Origin of the sequence: Mesorhizobium sp. M0058 (assembly GCF_040323095.1) — a bacterium.
Lineage (GTDB): Bacteria > Pseudomonadota > Alphaproteobacteria > Rhizobiales > Rhizobiaceae > Mesorhizobium.
The window spans coordinates 1-24542 of the sequence record NZ_JAMYUQ010000035.1 but is presented as its reverse complement, the minus strand read 5'-3'; the positions used below and the strand labels follow the sequence as shown (position 1 = coordinate 24542).

Here is a 24542-nt window from a genome sequence, read left to right as displayed (position 1 = left end):
GCCATGGAAGAGAAGCTGCGCTTCGCCATCCGTGAAGGCGGCCGCACCGTCGGTGCCGGCATCGTCGTCACCATCAAAGAGTAATCGAGCCCGGCATCGCCGATCGAAACGGATAGGGGCGGCCCTCGGGCCGCCCTTTTTCGTTGGCCAGATGTGCCTGTTTTGGGGTCCCAATCTCTGTTGCAAGTCTGTGAGCCTCTACAGTATAGATTGCATTGAGGGCTTGGTCGGATGGTTCCACAGCACCGTTTGCATAGTCGGTCATGGTGGGCACTGGGGCTGATCTGCCTGGTGTCGATGTTTGCCATGGGCACTGCCGCCTTGGCGGCCGAGACAAAAAATTCAGAGCCGGATCCGGATCCGCCGATGCGGTTCGTCGTCGTGCGCAGCGACGCGGCGGGCTGTGAGCCGAGCTGTCCGGAATGGATATCGGCCGAGGGTGCGATATCGGCCAAGTCGCCGGCGCTGCTCAAGGCTGCCCTGAAAACGCTCGGCGGCCGCAAATTGCCGATCGTCATCAACTCTCCCGGCGGCGATGTCGATGCAGCCATCGCCATGGGCCGGATGATACGCAAGAACAAGCTCGACATCGCGGTCGGCAGGACCTGGTTCGTCGGCTGCGAGCCAGGGGTGAAAAACTGCAAGGAGAACGACGCCAGAGGCGCGCACTATATCGGCAGCCCCTATGTGCTCGGCAGCTATTGCGCATCCGCTTGTCCAATGATGCTGGCCGGCGGCACCAGGCGCCTGGTCGGGCCGCTGGCCTATCTCGGCGTCCACCAGATCACCACCACGATCGTGCAGATGAACGTGCAATATCAGGTCCGCTACCGGATCGTGAAAGGCAAGAAGCGGGTCATCAGCAAGAAGGTCGTCAGCCGCAAGAACACCGGCAGCTACAAGACCTACGAGATGAGCAAGGGGGTGGAGCGCAAGCTGTCCGCCTATTTCAAGGAGATGGGTGTCGACCTCAGCATCATCGAGACGATGAAGAGCACGCCGGCCAGCGACATCCAGCAGATCGACCTCAGCGACATGCTGACAATGAAGCTGGTCACCAGCGAAGACGCTGCAGATCTGCTGACCAGCGCAAGCCTGTGCAGGCTGGACCTTCCGGCTCCGAATTGCCGGGAAATACCGGCGAACAAGCCAGCCGGCGGCCTGCCGGATGTGGCAAAGGCTGCGCCGCTGCCGGTGAAGCCGGAGAGCGCGCCGCACGATGACGGCATGCGCTTTGTCGTGGTTCGCGGCAGCAACCCGCTCTGCAATCCCGACTGCCCGGAATGGATTGCAGCGCAAGGCGCGATTACGCCCCAGACGCCGCAGAAACTCAGCCAATTGCTCGCCACGCTTGGCAACCGGCGGCTGCCGGTGGTGATCAGCTCGCGAGGCGGCGACCTCTCCGGCGCCCTGGCGGCGGGCCGGATCATCCATGAAAAGAAGCTCGACGTTGCCGTTGCCCGCACCGATTTCGTCGGCTGCGACCCGGCAGAGTGGAATTGCCTGGCCAGGGAAGGCGCCTATGCCGGGCTGAGCGTCGATGGCGACGGCGACTGCGATTCGGCCTGCGCGCTCATGCTGGCCGGTGGCGCCAGGCGGCTTGTCGGTACCCAGGCGCGGCTCAGCCTCTATCTGATGGGGCAGAAGCAGGCGGTCAAGTCCTACCTCGACGAGATGGCGATCAGCCCCGCTTTGTTCAGGGCGCTCCAGGGCAGTTCGGTCGAGCGCCAGCTCGAACCCGACATGATGCTGAAGGTTGGCCTGACGACCGGGCGCCAGTCGGTGGATGCGCTGACGGGTTCCAGCATCTGCAAGTCGGCGCCGAAACCTGAGAATTGCCGCGTGGTGCCGTCGTCCAATGGCTGATCGCGCCTATCGTCATGGAAGAGAAGCCTTGCTTCGCCTTCCGTGAAGGCGGCCGCACCGTCGTGCCGGCGTCGTCATCACCATCGAGAAATAGTCGAGCCGGTGTCAGCCGGATCGACCAGGAGAGGGCGGTCTTTTGGGCTGCCTTTTTGTTTCCGGCGTTGCGCGGCACAAGTATTGCACGGTTGGTCAAAGCTATTGCAAGCACCGTCGCCGCAACTATTATGGATTGCATTGAGGGGTTTGCCGGGCGTGGTTTTGGGACAACGTTCAGACACTGCGGGACGGTGGCGGCGTGGGCTGGTCCGGCTGTCGACGGTGGCCGCGATGGCGATGGCTGCCTTCGCCGCGAAGGCCGAGGATGCCTCCCCCGGGACATGGCAGACAGTACCCCCTCTGCAGGGAGTGCCCTATCCGACGAATGATCCGACGATATGGTCCGAGGATCGCTCGGAGATGAAGTTTGTCGTCGCGCGCAGCAACGCACCGGGCTGCGAGCCCAATTGTCCGGAGTGGATCTCCGCCGAAGGCGACATCGCAGCCGGCACGCCAGCCCTGCTCAAGCGCACCTTGAAGAAGCTAGGCAGTCGCAAACTGCCGATTATCGTCAATTCCTTTGGCGGCAACGTCAATGCAGCGCTCGAACTTGGCCGGATAATCCGCAAGAACAAGCTCGATATCGCCGTAGGCAAGACCGAGTTTTCCGACTGTTGGCCCGGGACGGATGGTTGTGGTTTTAGTTACGGCAAAGGTTCCGCCTATCTCGGCCGGGCGTCTGATGGCGCCAGCTGCAACTCCGCCTGTCCGCTGATGTTTGCCGGTGGCGTCCGCCGCGTGGCCGGCGGCTGGAACTATCTGGGTGTTCACCAGATCACGACCACCTGGTTCCCCTCCACCACGCACTACCGGACCACATATCGCGTCAAACGGGGCAAAAAATATCGGGTCACCACGCAAACGGTCACTCAAGGTGAAAGCTACAAGACCTATGAGATGAGCAAGGGGTACGCGAGAAAGATCTCGGCCTATCTCCGAGAGATGGGTATCGGGCAGGGCGTGCTGGACTTGATGAAGGCGACGCCGGCGAGCGACATCAGGCAGATCGGCCTCCACGATATGCTGACGATGAAACTGGCGACCAGCACGGACACTCTGGACCTGTTTACCAGAGCAAGTTTGTGCATGTTCGACCCGCCGGCTCCGAACTGCCGGGAAATACCGGGAAACAAGCCAGCCGGCGGACAAACGCCCGTGGCCAAGCCGGCCGTGGTGGCTGCGATCAAGGCAAAGACCGGCCCCCCACTTTCTCAGGCGGCCAAGGCTCCAGCTCCCAAGCCGTTGCAGGCAGCGCCAGGGAATTCGACGCCAGATATGCGCTTCGTTGTCGTTCGCGGCAGAGACTCGCTCTGCAATCCCGATTGCCCGGAATGGATCTCGGCGGAAGGCGCGATGACGCCTCAGACCCCGCAAAAGTTGCGCCAGTTGCTCGACACCCTTGGCAACCGGCGGCTGCCGGTGGTGATCAGCTCACAGGGGGGCAGCCTGTTCAGCGCTCTGGCCGCGGGAAGGCTTATCCATGAACGGAAGCTCGACGTCGCCGTCGCTCGCACCACTATCGTCGGCTGCGACCCGCCCGAGGCAGGCTGCTTGGCCGATAACGGTGCCTATGTCGGGCTGATTAGCGATTTTGGAGTGGAGTGCGATTCGGCCTGCGCGCTCATGCTTGCCGCCGGCGCCAAAAGGCTGGTCGATCCCAAGGCGAGGCTCAGCATGTCCTCGAGGGGACAGACGCAGTTGGTTAAAGCCTACCTGGAGGAGATGGAGATGGACCCAGCTCTGTTCGCCGCGATAGGCTCGGTCGAGCGTCAGCTCGAGCCCGACATGATGCTCAAAGTCGGGCTGACAACCGGGCCGGAGTCGGTGGAGGCGCTAACTGGCCCCGCTATTTGCAAAACCTCACCCAAGCCCGACAACTGTTTGCTTCCGCCGACAGCCAAGGCCGAGTCGCCCGCCAAACTGTAGGCATCGCAGAAACTGGCCATCGAGGCAGGTTGAGCCATGCCCGATTTCTCCGCTATCGTCGTGGCAGGCGTCGCCCGGGGGAGGATCGAGAATGAGCCAGGATATCCCGACACTCTACGAATGGGCCGGCGGCATCGAAGCCCTCAATCGGCTGACGGAAACCTTTTACGACAAGGTGTCCCGCGACCCGGTGGTCGGCCCGGTGTTCAAACACATGTCGCCGGATCATCCCGCGCATGTCGCGGCCTTTATCGGCGAGGTTTTTGGCGGGCCGAAGACCTACAGCGAGAAATTTGGCGGTCACCGCGAGATGGTCATGCATCATCTCGGCAAGCATTTGACGGAGGAACAGCGCCGCCGCTGGATCAGCCTGCTTGCCGATGCCGCCGATGCGGTCGGGTTGCCGGACGATCCCGAATTCCGCTCCGCCTTCATCGGCTATGTCGAATGGGGATCGCGGCTGGCCAAGATGAACTCTGCCCTCGGCGAGACTTGCGACCCGCAGACCGAACCGATGCCGGCCTGGGGCTGGGGCGTGCCGGGCGGGCCGTACAAGCCGCCGGCCGGGGGCTGAGCGCCGGCATGCGGCTTCAGGCAGGCGAAAAATCGAGATAGGCAGGGACGGGCTGGTCATCACCTATCCGGATTTCCGGCAAAGGATCTGAAAGCGCGTCAGACAACTCTTTACAGCGCGCCCGGAAGCTTTTAGGAAGCGCCTGCGCTGAAACGCGCGTACGGGCATAGCTCAGTTGGTAGAGCGGCGGTCTCCAAAACCGCAGGTCGTAGGTTCGAGCCCTGCTGCCCGTGCCATTTTCCTCGTTGGAATCCGGCATTTTAGAAACGCCTTGTTTTGGCTCCTCGTTTGGTTGGGCTGAAGCCGCGTACTCGACGAGCCCATCCGATGTTCCGAAGGCATGCGCAGAGCGAGAGCGCTGATGCGCAATGCCGAAGTCGGCGTATTTCCACGAACCGATTTCCTTGATTCAACTGCCATTGGCGAGCCAATTGCCGTTTGCGTTCACAATTCAGAATAGGCCTATTTTGCTGCCGCCGGCTGCTTTTCAGCGGCTGCGAATTATTGGAAGCGGGATGCTGGCCTGGCTTCTGGAATTTTTTTGAATAGGGCTCTTGAACCGGTTTTCAGCCCTTCCTAATTCGTTTCCCGCCGAGGCCGATTGGCTTGGCAAAGGCGGCGCTGCTGGGCGGCGCCCTTGTACCCATGTTGCTTCAAGGAGGATGTGGCTATGAGAACCTTTGATACTCTCTATCGGACCACCGTCGGTTTCGACCGGCTTTTTGACATGCTCGACAGCGGCACGCGTCCGGACTGGCCGCCCTATAACATCGAGAAGGTCGACGAGAACGATTACCGTATCTCGATGGCCATCGCAGGCTTCAGCCAGGATGAGGTTGAGCTGACCCAGCATGGACCCGAACTGGTCGTGGTAGGCCAGAAGGTTGATGACCAGAGCGGACGCCAGCTGCTGCACCAGGGCATCGCCTACCGCAGTTTCAGGCAGACGTTCAAGCTTGCCGACCACATGAAGATCAAGGCAGCAAACCTTGAGAAGGGTCTCCTGACCATCGACATCGTCCGTGAGATTCCCGAAGAGCTGAAGCCGCGCCGCATCAGCATCGGCGTGGGCGACGCCCAGGTGGGCGGCAAGCAGATCGCCCAGGATACGGAACGCACCCGCAAAGCGGCCTGATCGTATCGATTCAGTTATCCCTGCGGTCCGCCTCCCGGCTTCGGCCGGGAGGCCCAGATTGCGGAGAATGGAGATGGACAACTTCTACGAGACACCGACACTTTCTGCGGCACGCTCGGGCAAAATTGAAACTTCTTTGTGCCTGCTCGACAATCCAGACGACGTCATCAACCATCCACGCCTCAGCCGTGGAGAAAAGCGGGCACTGCTTTCCTCGTGGGCGTCCGATGCCTGCGCGGTGGAAAACCAGCCTGCCTTGCGCCGCCTGGACAACGGCACGGTAATCCCTGTCGACCAGATTCTGAGGGCGTTGAAGGCTCTGGATGAGAAACCCACGCTGGGGAAAGAGACTTCAGGCCGGGTGCTGCCTTGGCGACCCTCCTCGCGCCGCAGCGGTCTCAAAGCTTGGCGGCGTCGTGGCCGTTCTTTCGGCCCCGACGATGACGACGACCCGCCCCCGTGCCCGGCAGTGATCGCGCCGCGCCCACGCCCACCATGCGGAATCGGCGCAGTGGCCGGGGTCGAACTCGCCTGTGCCTAACTAACCCTGGGTTGATCCAGCTGCCTCGGCATGGGCAGCTGGATTCCAATCTTGCGTGCGCTTCATTTGGTTTCCAAAACAGCAGGTCGCAGGTTCGTCCGCAACGCCATTTCCTCGAACTTGTAATCGCGTGCCTGATTTCCGGATCCACCTCCTGGAATTGGGGTCAGGCATTGAAAAAGGGCAGGTGGCTTGCCATATTGGGCGAACTGAGGCATAAGGCCTCGATAGCCGGGACGGGACGACTGGATGGTTCCGAGGCGGCGTTTGGTCATAAAGCGGACACTTGCCACTTGCGTGGATCAAGAATCGGTTTTATGTAGACACAACAGACACGCGACGCGTGGAGCTGGGAAGCCGGCTTTACGCGTCCGATTTGCATGGGCGAAATGGCGCTGATTCGGCGCCGACTTGAACCCAGGCGGCACGTCCCGGCCAGCGGGATCATCCAGGAGACCCGGCCAACGGGTCTTGAAGACAGAGCGGCATATGGCTTCGAAAACCACAAATCCTTTCGTCTTTCTCCAGCAGGTCCGCGCGGAAACTGCCAAGGTGAGTTGGCCGTCGCGCCGGGAGACGATGATCTCGACGGTGATGGTGCTCGTATTCGCGGTCATCGCGATGATCTTTTTCTTCACCGCCGACGTGGCCATGGGCTACGCGATCGAGCGGTTACTGAGCCTCGGCCATTAAGTCCGGCGATTACGGAGAAGTCTTGAAATGACCGCGCGCTGGTACATCGTCCACGCCTATTCGAACTTCGAAAAGAAGGTCGCCGAGGACATTGAGAACAAGGCCAAGCAGAAGGGCCTGTCCGCCGATATCGAGCAGATCGTGGTGCCGACCGAGAAGGTCGTCGAAATCCGCCGCGGCCGCAAGGTCGATGCCGAGCGCAAGTTCTTTCCGGGCTATGTGCTGCTCAAGGCCAATCTGACCGATGCGGTGTTCTCGCTGGTCAAGAACACGCCGAAGGTCACCGGCTTCCTCGGTGACTCCAAGCCGGTGCCGATCACCGAAGCCGAGGCGCAGCGCATCCTGAACCAGGTTCAGGAAGGCGTCGAGCGGCCGAAGCCCTCGGTCACTTTCGAGATCGGCGAGGCGATCCGCGTTTCGGATGGTCCGTTCGCCTCGTTCAACGGTTTCGTCCAGGAAGTGGACGAGGAGCGGGCGCGGCTCAAGGTGGAAGTTTCGATCTTCGGGCGCGCCGTGCCGGTCGATCTGGAATTCGGACAGGTCGAAAAGGGCTGATCCGAAAACCCTGCGCCGGTTCGCCGGCAAGGGGAGGCGGCGCGGAAAGCGCGCGGCCATGAACGGGTGGGAGGCGAATGCGGCTTTAGCCGGCCGCGCGGACCGCACCACCAGACTGCAACCGCCGGTGTTCCCGATACTGGGGCCGGCATGAGATAAAGGCAGGAAAGAGATGGCTAAGAAAATTGCAGGCCAGCTCAAGCTCCAGGTCAAAGCGGGATCGGCTACGCCGTCTCCGCCGATCGGCCCGGCACTTGGTCAGCGCGGCATCAACATCATGGAATTCTGCAAGGCGTTCAACGCGCAGACCCAGGAAATGGAAAAGGGATCGCCGATCCCGGTCGTCATCACCTATTACCAGGACAAGTCCTTCACCTTCGTCATGAAGACGCCGCCGGTGAGCTACTTCCTGAAAAAGGCGGCGAACTTGACGTCAGGTTCGAAAGAGCCGGGCAAGATCAAGGCCGGCACGATCGGCCGCGACAAGGTGCGCGCCATCGCCGAACAGAAGATGAAGGATCTGAACGCAAACGACGTCGAGGCGGCCATGCGCATGGTCGAGGGCTCCGCCCGCTCGATGGGTCTGGAAGTGGTGGGCTGAGATCATGGCGAAGATTGCAAAGCGTGTATCGAAGTCCCGCGACGGCATCGACCCCAACAAGGCCTATGCCCTTGGTGAGGCGCTGAAGCTGCTCAAGGACCGTTCGACGGTGAAGTTCGACGAGACCATCGAAGTTGCGATGAACCTCGGCGTCGACCCGCGCCATGCCGACCAGATGGTCCGCGGCGTGGTCAACCTGCCGAACGGCACCGGCCGCTCTGTCCGCGTCGCCGTGTTCGCACGTGGCGGCAAGGCCGATGAGGCTCGCGCCGCCGGCGCCGACATCGTCGGTGCCGAGGATCTGGTCGACATCGTCCAGAAGGGCACGATCGACTTCGATCGCTGCATCGCCACGCCGGACATGATGCCGCTGGTTGGCCGTCTGGGCAAGGTGCTCGGCCCGCGCGGCATGATGCCGAACCCGAAGGTCGGCACCGTCACCACCGACGTCGCCGCCGCCGTCAAGGCATCGAAGGGCGGCGCTGTCGAGTTCCGCGTCGAGAAGGCCGGCATCGTTCATGCCGGCGTCGGCAAGGTCTCGTTCGACGTCAAGGCGCTGGAAGAAAACGTCCGCGCCTTCGCCGATGCCGTGACAAAGGCAAAGCCGGCTGGCGCCAAGGGCAACTACGTCAAGAAGGTGTCGGTCACCTCGACGATGGGCCCGGGCCTCAAGCTCGACGTCTCGACGCTCGCAGCGTCTTGATACGAACATCTGGATCGGCTGCCAAGGCGCTGATCCGCAAGTGAATTCCGGGCCTCCGACTTGTCGGCGGCCCGGTACCGGAAGTCGAGAGGCTTCCGGACATCCTGTCCGAGATTGCAGGCGGCCCAGAAGCCTTAATTGAATTGGGCCTGCATGAGACGGGTGAAAACCGGACAACGGAGCGACAAGCTCCAATGAAAGGTTCGAACCGTGTTTGCCTTTTGTCTGCGCATCTCCGGCTTGCCGTCGATGTGGCGAAAGGGGGCAGGATCCTCGAGCGTCGTTCGGGAGATCTGTAATGGATGGCCCGGCCGGCAAAAAGGCAACCCGACGCCTGTCCCACTAGCGGGGCAGGGGTCAACTGGAGATAGGCAGTGGACAGAGCGGAAAAACGCGAACTCGTCACGGGCCTGAATGGTGCTTTTGCAGGCGCTGGTTCAGTCGTCGTGGCCCACTACGCCGGTATCACCGTCGCGCAAATGAACGACCTTCGGTCGAAAATGCGCGCTGCCGGTGGCACCGTCAAAGTCGCGAAGAACCGTCTCGCCAAAATCGCTCTTCAGGGCACGGACTCCGCATCGATCATCGACCTGTTCAAGGGACAGACGCTGATCGCTTATTCGGAGGATCCGATTGCGGCGCCGAAGGTCGCGTCCGATTTCGCCAAGGGAAATGACAAGTTGGTCATTCTCGGCGGCGCAATGGGCACCACCTCGCTCAACGCCGACGGTGTGAAGGCACTCGCCACACTTCCGTCGCTCGATGAGCTGCGCGCCAGGCTGGTTGGCATGATCGCCACGCCGGCAACCCGGATCGCCCAGATCGTCAATGCGCCAGCGGCTTCGGTCGCGCGCGTCATCGGCGCTTACGCCCGGAAGGACGAGGCGGCATGAGGCCGTTCCTCGCTATCACAAACACACGTTCGAACCTGATGAAGGAATACAACAATGGCTGATCTGGCAAAGATCGTAGACGACCTTTCGAAGCTGACCGTCCTCGAGGCGGCCGAGCTGTCGAAGCTTCTGGAAGAAAAGTGGGGCGTTTCGGCTGCTGCTCCGGTGGCGGTTGCCGCTGCCGGCGGCGCTGCCGCTGCTGCTGCTCCGGCTGAGGAAAAGACGGAATTCGACGTCGTCCTCACCGAGGCAGGCGCTCAGAAGATCAACGTCATCAAGGAAGTCCGCGCCATCACCGGCCTGGGCCTCAAGGAAGCCAAGGATCTGGTCGAAGCAGCTCCGAAGCCGGTCAAGGAAGCCGTTTCCAAGGCTGACGCTGAGAAGTTCAAGGCCCAGCTGGAAGCAGCCGGCGCCAAGGTCGACCTGAAGTAAGCGTAAAAGCGGCGGGCGGCCTCGCGCCGTCCGCCACTCCCTTCATCAGAGGGGAGGATGCGTAGCGCGAGATGTACGAGAACCTCTTTCCTGAGGGCCGAAACCGGCCTTCAGGAAACGGGTTTTCTCCCGTTTTAGCCGTCGCCGCCAGGCGGCGGGAAACAGATCAGGGGCCGCCGCCGAGGTGGCCGCGCATGCAAGGTGAGCCGCGGCGAGGCTCGCCCCGAGTTTATAGCTAAGGAGCGACGATGGCCCAGACCCAGACTTTCAATGGCCGCAGACGCGTACGCAAGTTCTTCGGAAAGATTCCGGAAGTTGCGGAGATGCCGAACCTGATCGAGGTTCAAAAAGCATCCTATGACCAGTTCCTGATGGTGGCGGAGCCCAAGGGTGGGCGTCCGGACGAGGGACTGCAGGCCGTTTTCAAGTCGGTTTTCCCGATCTCCGATTTCTCCGGCTCCTCGATGCTGGAGTTCGTGAAGTACGAGTTCGAAGGACCGAAATTCGACGTTGACGAATGCCGTCAGCGCGACCTGACCTATGCCGCGCCACTCAAGGTGACGCTGCGCCTCATCGTGTTCGATATCGACGAGGATACCGGCGCAAGGTCGATCAAGGACATCAAGGAGCAGGACGTCTATATGGGCGACATGCCGCTCATGACGCTCAACGGCACCTTCATCGTCAATGGCACGGAGCGCGTCATCGTCTCGCAGATGCACCGTTCGCCGGGCGTCTTCTTCGACCATGACAAGGGCAAGTCGCACTCCTCGGGCAAGCTTTTGTTTGCGGCGCGCGTCATTCCCTATCGCGGTTCGTGGCTCGACATCGAGTTCGATTCCAAGGACGTCGTGCATGCCCGCATCGACCGCCGCCGCAAGATTCCGGTGACGTCGCTCTTGATGGCGCTCGGCATGGACGGCGAAGAGATCCTGTCGACCTTCTACAACAAGATCACCTACAAGCGCGCCGGCGACCACTGGCGCATCCCGTTCAACGTCGAGCGTTTCCGCGGCCTCAAGGCCGTTGGCGACCTCGTCGATGCCGACACAGGCGAAGTTGTCGTCGAGGCCGGCAAGAAGATCACCGCCCGCCAGGCAAGGGCGCTTGGCGAAAAGGGTTTGAAGGCGATCAAGGCGACCGACGAGGATCTGCTCGGCAATTACCTGGCCGAGGACATCGTCAACTACGGCACCGGCGAGATTTTCCTCGAAGCCGGCGACGAGATCGATGAAAAGACGCTGAAGGTGCTGCTCGGCACGGGCGAAAGCGAGATCAAGGTTCTCGACATCGACCACGTCAATGTCGGCGCCTACATCCGCAATACGCTCAACGTCGACAAGAACGAGAGCCGCCAGGACGCACTGTTCGACATCTACCGTGTCATGCGCCCGGGCGAGCCGCCGACGCTTGAAACCGCCGAAGCCATGTTCAACTCGCTGTTCTTCGACTCGGAGCGCTACGACCTGTCGGCCGTCGGCCGCGTCAAGATGAACATGCGCCTCGAGCTCAAGGCTGAGGATACCGTGCGCGTGCTGCGCAAGGACGACATCCTGGCCGTGGTCAAGACGCTGGTCGAGCTGCGCGACGGCAAGGGCGAGATCGACGACATCGACAATCTCGGCAACCGCCGCGTGCGTTCTGTCGGCGAGCTGATGGAGAACCAATACCGCGTCGGCCTGCTGCGCATGGAGCGCGCGATCAAGGAACGTATGTCCTCGATCGAGATCGATACGGTGATGCCGCAGGACCTGATCAACGCCAAGCCGGCGGCTGCCGCCGTGCGCGAGTTCTTCGGTTCCTCGCAGCTGTCGCAGTTCATGGATCAGACCAACCCGCTGTCGGAGATCACCCACAAGCGCCGCCTGTCGGCACTTGGCCCGGGCGGTCTGACCCGCGAGCGCGCCGGCTTCGAAGTGCGCGACGTGCACCCGACGCATTACGGCCGCATCTGCCCGATCGAGACGCCGGAAGGCCCGAACATCGGTCTGATCAACTCGCTGGCGACCTTCGCGCGCGTCAACAAGTACGGCTTCATCGAAAGCCCGTACCGCAAGATCGTCAATGGCAAGCTGACCAATGAGGTCGTCTATCTCTCCGCTATGGAAGAGTCCAAGCACCACGTTGCGCAGGCCAATGCCGAGCTCGACAAGAATGGTGGTTTCGTCGACGAATTCGTCATTTGCCGCAGCGCCGGCGAAGTGATGATGGCGCCGCGCGAAAACGTCGATCTCATGGACGTGTCGCCCAAGCAGATGGTGTCCGTGGCCGCGGCGCTGATCCCGTTCCTCGAGAACGACGACGCCAACCGCGCGCTGATGGGCTCCAACATGCAGCGTCAGGCCGTGCCGCTGGTGCGCGCCGAAGCGCCGTTCGTAGGCACCGGCATGGAGCCGATCGTTGCCCGTGACTCGGGTGCCGCCATCGGCGCCCGCCGCGGCGGCATCGTCGACCAGGTGGACGCGACGCGTATCGTCATCCGCGCCACGGAAGATCTCGATCCCGGCAAGTCTGGCGTCGACATCTACCGGCTGATGAAGTTCCAGCGTTCGAACCAGAACACCTGCATCAACCAGCGTCCGCTGGTGCGCATGGGCGACCGCGTCAACAAGGGCGACATCATCGCCGACGGTCCGTCGACCGAGCTCGGCGATCTGGCGCTCGGCCGCAACGTGCTGGTCGCGTTCATGCCGTGGAACGGCTACAACTACGAGGACTCGATCCTGCTCTCCGAGCGCATCGTGGCCGACGACGTGTTCACCTCGATCCACATCGAGGAATTCGAGGTCATGGCCCGCGACACCAAGCTCGGACCGGAGGAAATCACGCGCGACATTCCGAACGTTTCGGAAGAAGCGCTGAAGAACCTCGACGAAGCCGGCATCGTCTATATCGGCGCGGAAGTGCAGCCGGGCGACATCCTGGTCGGCAAGATCACGCCGAAGGGCGAAAGCCCGATGACGCCGGAAGAAAAGCTCCTGCGCGCCATCTTCGGTGAAAAGGCGTCGGACGTTCGCGACACCTCGATGCGCATGCCTCCGGGCACCTTCGGCACCGTCGTCGAAGTGCGCGTGTTCAACCGCCACGGCGTTGAGAAGGACGAGCGCGCCATGGCGATCGAACGCGAGGAGATCGAACGCCTCGCCAAGGACCGCGACGACGAGCAGGCGATCCTCGACCGCAACGTCTATTCGCGCCTTTCCGACGTTCTCGTCGGCAAGGAAGCGATTGCCGGGCCGAAGGGCTTCAAGAAGGGCTCGAAGCTGTCGAAGGACACGCTTGACGAGTATCCGCGTTCGCAGTGGTGGCAGTTTGCGGTGGAGAACGAAAAGCTCCAGAGCGAACTGGAAGCCCTGCGTGGCCAGTACGACGATTCCAAGAAGGCGCTCGAGCAGCGCTTCATGGACAAGGTCGAGAAGGTCCAGCGCGGCGACGAAATGCCTCCGGGCGTCATGAAGATGGTCAAGGTCTTCGTGGCCGTGAAGCGCAAGATGCAGCCGGGCGACAAGATGGCGGGACGTCACGGCAACAAGGGTGTCGTGTCGCGGATCGTTCCGGTCGAGGACATGCCTTTCCTCGAGGACGGCACGCATGCCGATATCGTGCTCAACCCGCTGGGTGTGCCGAGCCGCATGAATGTCGGCCAGATCCTGGAAACGCATCTGGGCTGGGCATGCGCGGGCATGGGCAAGAAGATCGGCGAGCTGATCGACGCGTACAAGACGGCTGGAGACATCAAGCCGTTGCGCAAGACGCTTGAGAGCTTCATCCCAGCCAACGACCGCAACGAGCCGGTCCGCGAATATGACGACGAGAGCATCGTTCGCCTGAGCGAGCAGATGCGCCGCGGCGTCTCTATCGCGACACCGGTGTTCGACGGCGCGCATGAAGTCGACATCAACATCATGCTGGAGCAGGCAGGCCTGCACACCAGCGGTCAGTCGCAGCTCTATGACGGACGCACCGGCGAGCCGTTCGATCGCAAGGTGACGATGGGCTATATCTATATGCTCAAGCTTCACCACCTGGTGGACGACAAGATCCACGCGCGTTCGATCGGTCCGTACTCGCTCGTTACCCAGCAGCCGCTGGGCGGCAAGGCGCAGTTCGGTGGCCAGCGCTTCGGCGAAATGGAGGTCTGGGCGCTGGAAGCCTATGGCGCCGCCTACACGCTGCAGGAAATGCTGACGGTGAAGTCGGACGATGTCGCCGGCCGCACCAAGGTCTACGAGGCGATCGTGCGCGGCGACGACACGTTCGAGGCCGGCATTCCCGAGAGCTTCAACGTGCTCGTCAAGGAAATGCGGTCTCTCGGCCTCAATGTCGAGCTGGAGAACACCAAGCTCGACGACAACCCTGTCCGGCTGCCAGATGCTGCCGAATAGGGGCGCGGCCGAGTAAGCAAGACATCCGGTCGCGGAACGCCGCGACCGGATGCGACAAATTCTACGGCCAGTGGGCCGACCACTCAGCGGGCATTTGGCCCGCGTTAGATGCAAGGGGTTTTCGAGGACCCCGAAAAGGAGAACGGCATGAACCAAGAGGTCATGAATCTCTTCAATCCGCAGGCGCCGGCGCAGGTGTTCGATTCCATCCGGATATCGCTCGCCAGCCCTGAGAAGATTCTGTCCTGGTCGTTCGGCGAGATCAAGAAGCCGGAGACCATCAACTACCGCACCTTCAAGCCGGAGCGTGACGGTCTGTTCTGCGCGCGCATTTTTGGCCCGATCAAGGACTATGAATGCCTGTGCGGCAAGTACAAGCGCATGAAGTACAAGGGCGTCATCTGCGAAAAGTGCGGCGTCGAAGTCACGCTGTCGCGCGTTCGCCGCGAGCGCATGGGCCACATCGAGCTGGCGGCACCTGTCGCTCACATCTGGTTCCTGAAGTCGCTGCCGTCGCGCATCGGCACGCTGCTCGACATGACCCTGAAGGACATCGAGCGCGTCCTCTACTTCGAGAACTACATCGTCACCGAGCCTGGCCTAACCGCGCTGAAGGAGCACCAGCTGCTCAGCGAGGAAGAGTACATGATCGCCGTCGACGAGTATGGCGAGGATTCGTTCACCGCCATGATCGGCGCCGAGGCCATTCATGACCTTCTGGCCGGCATGGACCTGGAGAAGATCGCCGGCGACCTGCGTTCGGAACTGGCTTCGACCACGTCCGAGCTGAAGCAGAAGAAGTATCTGAAGCGACTCAAGGTCGTCGAGAACTTCATGGAGTCCGGCAACCGTCCGGAATGGATGATCATGAAGGTGGTTCCGGTGATCCCGCCGGACCTGCGCCCGCTGGTTCCTCTGGATGGTGGACGTTTCGCGACGTCCGACCTGAACGATCTCTATCGCCGCGTCATCAACCGCAACAACCGTCTGAAGCGGCTGATCGAGCTGCGCGCCCCCGGCATCATCGTGCGCAATGAAAAGCGCATGCTGCAGGAAGCCGTCGATGCGCTGTTCGACAACGGCCGTCGCGGCCGCGTCATCACCGGCGCCAACAAGCGTCCGCTGAAGTCGCTGTCCGACATGTTGAAGGGCAAGCAGGGCCGGTTCCGCCAGAACCTGCTCGGCAAGCGCGTCGACTATTCGGGCCGTTCGGTCATCGTCACCGGTCCGGAGCTCAAGCTGCACCAATGCGGCCTGCCGAAGAAGATGGCGCTCGAACTGTTCAAGCCGTTCATCTACGCCCGCCTCGACGCCAAGGGGTTCTCCTCGACCGTCAAGCAGGCCAAGAAGCTGGTCGAGAAGGAGCGTCCGGAAGTCTGGGATATCCTCGACGAGGTCATCCGCGAGCATCCGGTGCTGTTGAACCGTGCACCGACGCTGCACCGCCTCGGCATCCAGGCGTTCGAGCCGATCCTGATCGAAGGCAAGGCGATCCAGCTGCATCCGCTGGTCTGCACGGCCTTCAACGCCGACTTCGACGGCGACCAGATGGCCGTTCACGTGCCGCTCTCGTTGGAAGCGCAGCTTGAAGCCCGCGTGCTGATGATGTCGACCAACAACATCCTGCACCCGGCTTCCGGCGCGCCGATCATCGTGCCTTCGCAGGACATGGTCCTGGGTCTCTACTATCTCTCGATCGTCAATCAGAACGAGCCGGGCGAAGGCATGGTGTTTGCCGACATGGGCGAACTCCAGCACGCGCTCGAGACCAAGGCGGTGACGCTGCACTCCAAGATCAAGGGTCGTTTCCGCACGGTCGACGCCGAAGGCAAGGTCGTGTCGAAAATCTACGACACCACGCCTGGCCGCATGATCATCGGCGAGCTGCTGCCGAAGAACGTCAATGTGCCTTACGAGACGGCCAACCAGGAGATGACCAAGAAGAACATCTCCAAGATGATCGACACCGTCTACCGCCACTGCGGTCAGAAGGAGACGGTCATTTTCTGCGACCGCATCATGGCCCTCGGCTTCAGCCACGCCTGCCGCGCCGGCATTTCGTTCGGCAAGGACGACATGCTGATCCCGGACGCCAAGATCAAGCTGGTTTCCGACACCGAGGCTTTGGCCAAGGAATACGAGCAGCAGTACAATGACGGCCTGATCACGCAGGGCGAGAAGTACAACAAGGTCGTCGACGCCTGGGCCAAGTGCTCGGAAAAGGTCGCCGACGAGATGATGGCCCGCATCAAGGCCGTCGAGTTCGAGGACAGTGGCCGTCAAAAGCCGATGAACTCGATCTACATGATGTCGCATTCGGGTGCGCGTGGTTCGCCCACCCAGATGCGTCAGCTCGCCGGCATGCGCGGCCTGATGGCAAAGCCCTCGGGTGAAATCATCGAGACGCCGATCATCTCGAACTTCAAGGAAGGCCTGACCGTGCTCGAGTACTTCAACTCGACCCACGGCGCCCGCAAGGGTCTGGCCGACACCGCCTTGAAGACGGCGAACTCGGGCTACCTCACCCGTCGTCTGGTCGACGTGGCGCAGGACTGCATCGTCAACTCCGTGGATTGCGGCACCGACAAGGGCCTCACCATGCAGCCGATCGTCGATGCCGGTCAGGTCGTCGCTTCGGTCGGCCAGCGCGTGCTGGGCCGCACCTCGCTCGACGACATCACGCATCCGGTTTCGGGTGAGGTTCTGGTCAAGGCCGGAACGCTGATGGACGAACGTGACGTGGAAAAGATCGAAAAGGCCGGCGTGCAGTCGGTCCGCATTCGCTCGGCACTGACCTGCGAGGTCAGGATCGGCGTCTGTGCGGTCTGCTACGGACGCGATCTTGCCCGCGGCACCCCGGTCAACCAGGGCGAAGCCGTCGGCGTTATCGCGGCGCAGTCGATCGGCGAGCCGGGGACCCAGCTCACCATGCGTACCTTCCACATGGGCGGTACGGCGCAGGTGGTGGACAGCTCGTTCCTTGAAGCCTCGTATGAGGGCAAGGTCGAGATCCGCAACCGCAACGTGGTGCGCAACTCGGACGGCCAGCAGATGGTCATGGGCCGCAACATGGCGGTGCTGATCCTCGACGAAGCCGGCAAGGAGCGTGCCTCGCATCGCCTTACCTATGGTTCGCGCATCTTCGTGGACGATGGCGACAAGGTGAAGCGCGGCCAGCGTATCGCCGAATGGGATCCCTATACCCGCCCCGTCCTCACCGAAATCGAGGGCAAGGTGTCGTACGAGGATCTGGTCGACGGCATTTCCGTTCAGGAAACGGCCGACGAATCGACCGGCATCACCAAGCGCGAGGTTATCGACTGGCGCTCGACGCCACGCGGCAACGACCTCAAGCCGGCGATCGCCATCCTTGACCCGAAGGGCAAGGTCGGCAAGCTGTCGAAGGGCGGCGACGCCCGCTTCCTGCTCTCGGTCGAGGCCATTCTTTCGGTCGAGCCGGGTTCGCAGGTTCGTCCCGGCGACGTTTTGGCGCGTATCCCGATGGAAAGCGCCAAGACCAAGGACATCACCGGCGGTCTGCCGCGTGTTGCCGAACTGTTCGAGGCACGTCGTCCGAAGGATCACGCCATCATCGCCGAGATCGATGGCACGATCCGCTTCGGCCGCGACTACAAGAACAAGCGCCGCATCATCATCGAGCCGCATGACTCGACGCTTGAGCCGGTCGAATACCTGATCCCGAAGGGCAAGCCGTTCCATCTCCAGGACGGCGACGTCATCGAGAAGGGCGACTACATCCTCGACGGCAATCCGGCGCCGCACGACATCCTGGCGATCAAGGGCGTGGAAGCACTTGCTTCCTACCTCGTGAACGAAATCCAGGAAGTCTACCGTCTGCAGGGCGTGTCGATCAATGACAAGCACATCGAGGTGATCGTTCGCCAGATGCTGCAGAAGGTCGAGATCACGGTGCAGGGCGACTCGACCTACATTCCGGGCGACCACGTCGACGTGATCGAACTGGAAGAGGTCAACGAGCGCCTGGTCGAGGACGGCAAGAAGCCGGCCGAAGGCCAGCCGGTGCTGCTGGGCATCACCAAGGCCTCGCTGCAGACGCCGTCCTTCATCTCGGCCGCCTCCTTCCAGGAGACGACCAGGGTGCTGACCGAAGCTGCGGTTGCCGGCAAGACCGACATGCTGCAGGGCCTGAAGGAAAACGTCATCGTCGGCCGGCTGATCCCGGCCGGTACCGGCGGCACGATGAGCCAGATCCGGCGCATCGCCACCTCGCGCGACGAACTGATCATCGACGAGCGCCGCAAGGCCTCCGGTGTCGAGGTCGCTGAGCCGATGCTGACCGACATGGTCAACGCCGCGCAGTAAGCGCGGTAGGACGAGAAGAAGGAAGGGGGCCCAGTGGCCCCTTTTCGCGTTTTGACCCCCAATCGAATCGAGGAAAACATGAGCAAGAAGGTTTGGACTGACGTCGACGACTACATCGTTTCCTCTCTCTTCGAGGCAGATCCCATCCTCGAAGCGGTGCTTGCGGCCAACCGCGACCAGGGCCTGCCGGCCATCGACGTATCGCCGGCGCAGGGCAAGCTGCTGTCGCTGCTGGTCCGCATCAGCGGCGCCAGGAAGGTGCTGGAGATCGGCACGCTTGGCGGCTACTCGACCATCTGGATGGCAAGGGGATTGCCCGTCGGCGGCAAGATCGTGACGCTCGAACTCGAGCCGCATCATGCAAAAGTCGCGCACTCGAATCTCGAGCGGGCAGGGGTGTCGGACAAGGTCGAGCTCAGGATCGGCCCCGCGCTTCAGTCGCTTGAGACGCTGGTTGCCGAAAATGCCGCTCCGTTCGATCTGATCTTCATCGACGCCGACAAGCCGAACAATCCGAATTATCTGTCATGGGCCATGCGCCTGTCGCGGCCGGGGACGGTCATCATCTGCGACAACGTCATCCGCGACGGCACCGTGCTCAACGACGATGGCCGTGACGCGTATGTCGAAGGCGCACGCGGTGCGTTTTCCTTCATCGGCGGCGACAAGCGCCTGGACGGCACCGCCATCCAGACCGTCGGCGCCAAAGGCTATGACGGGTTTGCGATTGCGATCGTCGAGTAAGGCTGCATGATGAGTGTCCGGACTGCGGTCCGGCAGAACTCATCGCTCAATCGAAGAACGCTTCCACCACATTGCGCTTGCCGAGCATGAAGGCGTCGGCCACGTGCTGCAGGGGTGCCAAATCGACATCGGAGACGCCGGCGGGTACGATTTCAGCGAAGCGCCGGTAAAGCTGGGGATATTCGGCTTCCGGCTCGTCGTGAACCACCTTGCCGTCGATGGCGAGCTTGGTGCCGCCGCCGGACAGCACCATCTTGCCCTTGTCGGTGTCGGCCAAGATGTCCCAGCTCTGTGGTCCCGTCTGCAGCCAGTCGAGCTCCATGGTCACCGGCAACCCATCCGAGGTACGGAAGGTCACGTGGGCCGCCACAGGCGAGGCGCGGTTTTCCGGGAAGTCGAGGACGGCCGAGATGATGAACATCGCCGGCAGGATGTGGGTTGCGATCGACAGTGCGTTTATGCCGGGATCGAAGACGCCGAAACCGCCCGGCGCCCAGATCCAATCCTGGTTCGGATGCCAGCGGCGGACATCTTCCTTCCAGGCGATGGCAGCCGAGTTGACCTTGGCCGACGCCAGGAAGGCGCGCGCGGCCTCCACTGCCGGCGCGTAGCGCGAATGCCAGCTGGCGAACAGTGAAACGCCATTGGCTGCCGCCAGCTGCTTCAGGTCCTCGACCTCACTGACGGTGGCGCCCGGCGGCTTCTCCAGGAAAACATGCTTCTTCGCAATCAGCGCCGTGCGTGCCGCGTCGTAGCGGAACTGCGGCGGCATGCACAGCGAGACGGCCTCGAGGTCGGGCACCGCGTCGAGCATCGCCTCAATGGTCGGAAAATTCGGGATGCCGTCCACCTTGCCGTGCCGGCTGGCAGCGGCGATGAGGCGGTAGTCCGCATCCTTGGCCACTGCCGGCAGATGCTGGTCGCGCACGATCTTGCCGACGCCGACGATGCCGAGCTTGATGGGACCATTGTTCGAGGGCATGGGAACTCCGCGGATTCGAATTTGGCTTGTTAAGTCGCTTGGTTCTTAGCAGAGAACCGGTGCCGGGCAAGCCGGCGCGGTACAGGCGCAAGCAGCCTGTGACGCTCAGAGCGGCACGTCAAACGTGACGATCGACACCTCACCTTCGAGGGCACCCTGAAAGGCTGACAGATGCGGCTCCTCGTCGGGTTCGCCGTCCATATCGCCGATCTGGTCGAGCTCGACTTCGGCATAGCCTTCGGCCGCAAGCGATTCGAGCACCCGGCGCACGGCCGAATCGTCGTCGGGCGCAACCAGCATCACATGGACGCCTTCCGGCTTGCCGCCCTTCTTTTTCCAGACGCGGCCGGTGATGATGGTGACCGGGCGTTCCTCATTGTCGTTCACGGGCTGATTCCTCTTGAGACGGGGGCGGGCGAGGGGTTTTGGGCTGTCCATGGCGCCTTTTGCCATGAAGAACCCGCGCATGACAGCCAAAAGCCGGTCACTTTCTTGTCTGCCCCGGTCACTTTCTTCCTCTGCCTTGCAAAATGAAGAAAGAAAATTACATGCGTTTTTCGCATGGCTGCCAAGCCGTCGTCAGCGCGCAATATTTGGCGTGCCGGGGTTGACGGTTCACGGTCTTGCGAGTAGAAGCCGCCCAGTCAGAACCGATGTGAGGCTCTCCCTTCCGAAGCGACACGCTTTGGAGTTTGCCTCAAACAGGGTTCGTTTTACGAGCGAAAAGACATTTCCGGCGCGCATGAAGCGGTTCCCGCTTCCTCTGCATTTTGTTCGGGCAGGACCGCGAGGCGCGGTTTATGGCCCGAATTTGCGTATGGAATTGGCGCTTTGAGCGGCCCTGACCGGGCGAGACACGGAATTGAGAGACAAGAGGGTTTAATGCCTACCGTCAACCAGCTGATCCGCAAGCCGCGCATTGCGCCGGTGAAGCGCAACAAGGTCCCGGCCATGCAGCAGAACCCGCAGAAGCGGGGCGTCTGCACGCGCGTCTATACAACGACGCCGAAGAAGCCGAACTCGGCACTGCGCAAGGTGGCCAAGATCCGCCTGACCAACGGCTTTGAAGTGATCGGCTACATCCCCGGCGAAGGCCACAACCTTCAGGAACACTCCGTGGTCATGATCCGCGGCGGCCGCGTCAAGGATCTTCCGGGCGTGCGCTACCACATCATCCGCGGCGTGCTCGACACGCAGGGCGTGAAGAACCGCAAGCAGCGCCGTTCGAAGTACGGCGCCAAACGTCCGAAGTAAGGGGCGTCCGAAGTAAGATTTTCCGGCCCTGGCGCTGCTTGAATGCGTCGGGCTACGAGATTGAGAGACAAAAGCCATGTCCCGTCGTCACAGTGCAGAAAAGCGTGAGATCAATCCGGACCCGAAGTTCGGCGATCTGATCGTTACCAAGTTCATGAACGCCGTCATGTATGACGGCAAGAAGTCGGTTGCCGAGACCATCGTCTACGGTGCGCTCGACCAGGTTCAGTCGAAGACTAAGCAGGAGCCGGTCACCGTCTTCCATCAGGCGCTCGACAATGTCGCGCCGCATGTGGAAGTCCGGTCGCGCCGCGTCGGCGGCGCAACCTACCAGGTTCCGGTCGATGTGCGCCCCGAGCGCCGCCAGGCCCTGGCGATCCGCTGGCTGATTGCAGCTGCGCGCAACCGCAACGAGACCACCATGGTCGACCGCCTCTCCGGCGAGCTGATGGACGCGGCTAACAACCGCGGCACCGCCGTGAAGAAGCGTGAAGACACCCACAAGATGGCAGAAGCCAACCGCGCTTTCGCGCACTACCGCTGGTAAAGCGCGAACGAGACTGAGAAGGCATCCACGATGGCCCGCGAATACAAAATCGAAGACTACCGCAATTTCGGTATCATGGCGCATATTGACGCCGGCAAGACGACGACCACCGAGCGCGTCCTCTATTACACGGGCAAGTCGCACAAGATCGGCGAAGTCCACGACGGCGCTGCCACCATGGATTGGATGGAGCAGGAGCAGGAACGCGGCATCACCATCACGTCCGCCGCCACCACGACCTTCTGGAAGGGTCGCAGCGGCAAGATGTACCGCTTCAACATCATCGACACTCCCGGACACGTCGACTTCACCATCGAGGTCGAGCGTTCGCTGCGCGTGCTCGACGGCGCCATTGCGCTGCTCGATGCCAATGCCGGTGTCGAGCCGCAGACCGAGACTGTCTGGCGCCAAGCCGACAAGTATAAAGTTCCGCGCATGATCTTCTGCAACAAGATGGACAAGATCGGCGCCGACTTCTACCGCTCGGTCGAGATGATCGGCTCGCGTCTTGGTGCGCATGCCGTCGTCATGCAACTGCCGATCGGCGCTGAGACCGAGTTCAAGGGTGTCGTCGATCTCGTCGAGATGAACGCGCTGGTCTGGCGCGACGAGACGCTGGGCGCTGCCTGGGACGTCGTTGAGATCCCTGCCGACCTTCAGGCCCGGGCCGAAGAATACCGCGAGAAGATGATCGAAGCCGCCGTCGAAATGGACGAGACGGCCCTCGAGAATTACCTCGAAGGCAAGATGCCGTCGAATGACGAGATCCGCGCGCTGATCCGCAAGGGCACCATCGCGGTCAAGTTCTACCCGATGTTCTGTGGCTCGGCCTTCAAGAACAAGGGCGTGCAGCCGCTGCTCGACGCCGTCGTCGAATACCTGCCGTCGCCGGCCGATGTTCCCGCCATCAAGGGCGTCGACGCCAAGACCGACGCCGAGATCGAGCGTCATGCCGACGACAACGAGCCGCTGTCGATGCTGGCCTTCAAGATCATGAACGACCCGTTCGTCGGCTCACTGACCTTTGCCCGCATCTATTCGGGCAAGCTGACCAAGGGCATCTCGGTCGACAACACCGTCAAGGGCAAGAAAGAGCGCATCGGCCGCATGCTGCAGATGCATGCGAATTCGCGCGCCGACGTCGAAGAAGCCTTTGCCGGCGACATCGTTGCTCTGGCCGGCCTCAAGGACACGACCACCGGCGATACGCTCAGCGATCCGCTGCACCCGGTCATCCTCGAGCGCATGGAATTCCCCGATCCGGTCATCCAGATCGCCATCGAGCCGAAGACCAAGAACGACCAGGAAAAGATGGGCCTCGCCCTTCACCGCCTGGCCGCCGAGGATCCGTCCTTCCGCGTCAAGACCGACGAGGAAAGCGGCCAGACCATCATTTCGGGCATGGGCGAACTTCACCTCGACATCATCGTCGACCGCATGCGCCGCGAGTTCAAGGTCGAGGCCAATGTCGGCGCGCCGCAGGTGGCTTACCGCGAGACCATCACCCGCAGGCACGAGCAGGACTACACCCACAAGAAGCAGACCGGCGGTACCGGTCAGTTCGCCCGCGTCAAGATCGTGTTCGAACCGAACCCGGAAAGCTCGGAGTTCGAGTTCGAGACCAAGATCGTCGGCGGTGCGGTTCCCAAGGAATACATCCCGGGTGTCGAAAAGGGCATCAACAGCGTCATGTCGTCGGGTCCGTTCGCGGGCTTCCCGATGATCGGCGTCAAGGCGACGCTTATCGACGGCGCTTACCATGATGTTGACTCCAGCGTCCTGGCCTTCGAAATCGCCGGCCGCGCCTGTTTCCGTGAAGCCGCACCCAAGCTTGGCGTGCAGCTGCTCGAGCCGATCATGAAGGTCGAAGTCGTGACGCCGGAAGACTATGTCGGCAGCGTCATCGGCGACCTGAACGGCCGTCGCGGCCAGATCCAGGGCCAGGAAGCGCGTGGCGTGGCTGTCGTCATCAACGCGATGGTGCCGCTGGCCAACATGTTCAAGTACGTCGACAACCTGCGCTCGATGAGCCAGGGCCGCGCGGCCTACACGATGCAGTTCGATCACTATGAGCCTGTGCCGACCGCGGTCGCCCAGGAAGTCCAGAAGAAATACGCGTAACCTGAACGGGTTGCATCGGTAACTTAATTCAAGGCCCGTACGGGCGAGCAGATTGGAGACATCACATGGCAAAAGGTAAATTCGAGCGTAACAAGCCTCATGTGAACATTGGCACGATTGGCCACGTCGATCATGGCAAGACGTCGCTGA

Annotated in this window: 20 protein-coding genes and 1 tRNA gene; 19 read left to right on the top strand and 2 right to left on the bottom strand. The window is 61.9% G+C overall.

Annotated features, from left to right (window positions below; genetic code table 11):
• The 16 genes from NKJ75_RS32110 to NKJ75_RS32035 form a co-directional block, all read left to right on the top strand.
• A partial coding sequence (locus tag NKJ75_RS32110) for an EF-Tu C-terminal domain-related protein (protein ID WP_455749504.1) occupies nucleotides 1–84 on the top strand: 84 nt, incomplete at its 5' end.
• A gap of 282 nt (nucleotides 85–366) precedes the next feature.
• Entirely contained in the window at nucleotides 367–1866 is a 1500-nt protein-coding gene (locus NKJ75_RS32105; RefSeq protein ID WP_502900316.1) for a COG3904 family protein, read from the top strand.
• A 456-nt stretch (nucleotides 1867–2322) separates the two neighbouring features.
• Entirely contained in the window at nucleotides 2323–3888 is a 1566-nt protein-coding gene (locus NKJ75_RS32100) for a COG3904 family protein (RefSeq protein WP_352500702.1), read from the top strand.
• Nucleotides 3889–3979: 91 nt separating this feature from the next.
• Entirely contained in the window at nucleotides 3980–4462 is a 483-nt protein-coding gene (locus NKJ75_RS32095) for a group II truncated hemoglobin (RefSeq protein WP_023823284.1), read from the top strand.
• 160 nt (nucleotides 4463–4622) lie between these two features.
• Nucleotides 4623–4698, top strand: a tRNA-Trp gene (locus NKJ75_RS32090).
• A 434-nt stretch (nucleotides 4699–5132) separates the two neighbouring features.
• The gene (locus NKJ75_RS32085; RefSeq protein WP_352500701.1) at nucleotides 5133–5597 is read left to right on the top strand and encodes an Hsp20 family protein; all 465 of its coding nucleotides are present in this window, start codon (nucleotides 5133–5135) and stop codon (nucleotides 5595–5597) included.
• Between the two features lie 73 nt (nucleotides 5598–5670).
• Nucleotides 5671–6138, top strand: a complete 468-nt coding sequence (locus NKJ75_RS32080) for a hypothetical protein (protein WP_352500700.1) — start codon at nucleotides 5671–5673, stop codon at nucleotides 6136–6138.
• A gap of 489 nt (nucleotides 6139–6627) precedes the next feature.
• Complete coding sequence (gene secE, locus NKJ75_RS32075) at nucleotides 6628–6831, top strand: preprotein translocase subunit SecE (RefSeq protein WP_352500699.1); 204 nt, start codon at nucleotides 6628–6630, stop codon at nucleotides 6829–6831.
• 27 nt (nucleotides 6832–6858) lie between these two features.
• A complete protein-coding gene (gene nusG, locus NKJ75_RS32070; RefSeq protein ID WP_006333333.1) occupies nucleotides 6859–7386 on the top strand; it encodes a transcription termination/antitermination protein NusG in 528 nt (175 codons plus the stop codon).
• A gap of 172 nt (nucleotides 7387–7558) precedes the next feature.
• Nucleotides 7559–7987 carry a 50S ribosomal protein L11 gene (rplK, locus tag NKJ75_RS32065; RefSeq protein ID WP_006333334.1) on the top strand — a complete coding sequence of 143 codons (429 nt, stop codon included), beginning with the start codon at nucleotides 7559–7561 and terminating at the stop codon, nucleotides 7985–7987.
• 4 nt (nucleotides 7988–7991) lie between these two features.
• On the top strand, nucleotides 7992–8690 hold the full coding sequence (gene rplA, locus NKJ75_RS32060) for a 50S ribosomal protein L1 (RefSeq protein WP_023667438.1): 699 nt from the start codon (nucleotides 7992–7994) through the stop codon (nucleotides 8688–8690).
• A gap of 374 nt (nucleotides 8691–9064) precedes the next feature.
• On the top strand, nucleotides 9065–9583 hold the full coding sequence (gene rplJ / locus NKJ75_RS32055; RefSeq protein WP_023667437.1) for a 50S ribosomal protein L10: 519 nt from the start codon (nucleotides 9065–9067) through the stop codon (nucleotides 9581–9583).
• Between the two features lie 54 nt (nucleotides 9584–9637).
• Complete coding sequence (gene rplL, locus NKJ75_RS32050; RefSeq protein ID WP_023667436.1) at nucleotides 9638–10015, top strand: 50S ribosomal protein L7/L12; 378 nt, start codon at nucleotides 9638–9640, stop codon at nucleotides 10013–10015.
• Between the two features lie 248 nt (nucleotides 10016–10263).
• Nucleotides 10264–14400 carry a DNA-directed RNA polymerase subunit beta gene (rpoB, locus tag NKJ75_RS32045; RefSeq protein ID WP_352500698.1) on the top strand — a complete coding sequence of 1379 codons (4137 nt, stop codon included), beginning with the start codon at nucleotides 10264–10266 and terminating at the stop codon, nucleotides 14398–14400.
• Nucleotides 14401–14547: 147 nt separating this feature from the next.
• Complete coding sequence (gene rpoC / locus NKJ75_RS32040) at nucleotides 14548–18744, top strand: DNA-directed RNA polymerase subunit beta' (protein WP_023667434.1); 4197 nt, start codon at nucleotides 14548–14550, stop codon at nucleotides 18742–18744.
• A 78-nt stretch (nucleotides 18745–18822) separates the two neighbouring features.
• Nucleotides 18823–19488, top strand: coding sequence for an O-methyltransferase (locus NKJ75_RS32035; RefSeq protein WP_023746376.1), 666 nt, complete (start codon nucleotides 18823–18825; stop codon nucleotides 19486–19488).
• Nucleotides 19489–19534: 46 nt separating this feature from the next.
• Here the strand turns inward: NKJ75_RS32035 and NKJ75_RS32030 are convergent, their stop codons facing one another.
• Together NKJ75_RS32030 and NKJ75_RS32025 are read right to left on the bottom strand one after the other, a co-directional pair.
• Complete coding sequence (locus NKJ75_RS32030; RefSeq protein ID WP_023746377.1) at nucleotides 19535–20470, bottom strand: Gfo/Idh/MocA family protein; 936 nt, start codon at nucleotides 20468–20470, stop codon at nucleotides 19535–19537.
• 105 nt (nucleotides 20471–20575) lie between these two features.
• Nucleotides 20576–20857 carry a hypothetical protein gene (locus NKJ75_RS32025; RefSeq protein WP_023746378.1) on the bottom strand — a complete coding sequence of 94 codons (282 nt, stop codon included), beginning with the start codon at nucleotides 20855–20857 and terminating at the stop codon, nucleotides 20576–20578.
• A 495-nt stretch (nucleotides 20858–21352) separates the two neighbouring features.
• On the opposite strand from NKJ75_RS32025, the gene rpsL reads away from it, so the two are divergent.
• The 3 genes from rpsL (at nucleotide 21353) to fusA (ending at nucleotide 24392) form a co-directional block, all read left to right on the top strand.
• Complete coding sequence (gene rpsL, locus NKJ75_RS32020; protein WP_006333356.1) at nucleotides 21353–21724, top strand: 30S ribosomal protein S12; 372 nt, start codon at nucleotides 21353–21355, stop codon at nucleotides 21722–21724.
• 76 nt (nucleotides 21725–21800) lie between these two features.
• Nucleotides 21801–22271: a 30S ribosomal protein S7 gene (gene rpsG, locus NKJ75_RS32015; protein WP_008875664.1), complete on the top strand. Its 471-nt coding sequence runs from the start codon at nucleotides 21801–21803 to the stop codon at nucleotides 22269–22271.
• Between the two features lie 30 nt (nucleotides 22272–22301).
• On the top strand, nucleotides 22302–24392 hold the full coding sequence (gene fusA / locus NKJ75_RS32010; protein ID WP_023667430.1) for an elongation factor G: 2091 nt from the start codon (nucleotides 22302–22304) through the stop codon (nucleotides 24390–24392).
• The last annotated feature ends 150 nt before the right edge of the window (nucleotides 24393–24542 follow it).

Excerpts from the sequence above, each read along its gene's own strand:
- NKJ75_RS32105 (WP_502900316.1), top strand. The coding sequence starts at position 367 with ATGCGGTTCGTCGTCGTGCGCAGCGACGCGGCGGGCTGTGAGCCGAGC.
- NKJ75_RS32100 (WP_352500702.1), top strand. The coding sequence starts at position 2,323 with ATGAAGTTTGTCGTCGCGCGCAGCAACGCACCGGGCTGCGAGCCCAAT.
- NKJ75_RS32095 (WP_023823284.1), top strand. The coding sequence starts at position 3,980 with ATGAGCCAGGATATCCCGACACTCTACGAATGGGCCGGCGGCATCGAA.
- NKJ75_RS32085 (WP_352500701.1), top strand. The coding sequence starts at position 5,133 with ATGAGAACCTTTGATACTCTCTATCGGACCACCGTCGGTTTCGACCGG.
- NKJ75_RS32080 (WP_352500700.1), top strand. The coding sequence starts at position 5,671 with ATGGACAACTTCTACGAGACACCGACACTTTCTGCGGCACGCTCGGGC.
- secE (WP_352500699.1), top strand. The coding sequence starts at position 6,628 with ATGGCTTCGAAAACCACAAATCCTTTCGTCTTTCTCCAGCAGGTCCGC.
- nusG (WP_006333333.1), top strand. The coding sequence starts at position 6,859 with ATGACCGCGCGCTGGTACATCGTCCACGCCTATTCGAACTTCGAAAAG.
- rplK (WP_006333334.1), top strand. The coding sequence starts at position 7,559 with ATGGCTAAGAAAATTGCAGGCCAGCTCAAGCTCCAGGTCAAAGCGGGA.
- rplA (WP_023667438.1), top strand. The coding sequence starts at position 7,992 with ATGGCGAAGATTGCAAAGCGTGTATCGAAGTCCCGCGACGGCATCGAC.
- rplL (WP_023667436.1), top strand. The coding sequence starts at position 9,638 with ATGGCTGATCTGGCAAAGATCGTAGACGACCTTTCGAAGCTGACCGTC.
- rpoB (WP_352500698.1), top strand. The coding sequence starts at position 10,264 with ATGGCCCAGACCCAGACTTTCAATGGCCGCAGACGCGTACGCAAGTTC.
- rpoC (WP_023667434.1), top strand. The coding sequence starts at position 14,548 with ATGAACCAAGAGGTCATGAATCTCTTCAATCCGCAGGCGCCGGCGCAG.
- NKJ75_RS32035 (WP_023746376.1), top strand. The coding sequence starts at position 18,823 with ATGAGCAAGAAGGTTTGGACTGACGTCGACGACTACATCGTTTCCTCT.
- NKJ75_RS32030 (WP_023746377.1), bottom strand. The coding sequence starts at position 20,470 with ATGCCCTCGAACAATGGTCCCATCAAGCTCGGCATCGTCGGCGTCGGC.
- rpsL (WP_006333356.1), top strand. The coding sequence starts at position 21,353 with ATGCCTACCGTCAACCAGCTGATCCGCAAGCCGCGCATTGCGCCGGTG.
- rpsG (WP_008875664.1), top strand. The coding sequence starts at position 21,801 with ATGTCCCGTCGTCACAGTGCAGAAAAGCGTGAGATCAATCCGGACCCG.
- fusA (WP_023667430.1), top strand. The coding sequence starts at position 22,302 with ATGGCCCGCGAATACAAAATCGAAGACTACCGCAATTTCGGTATCATG.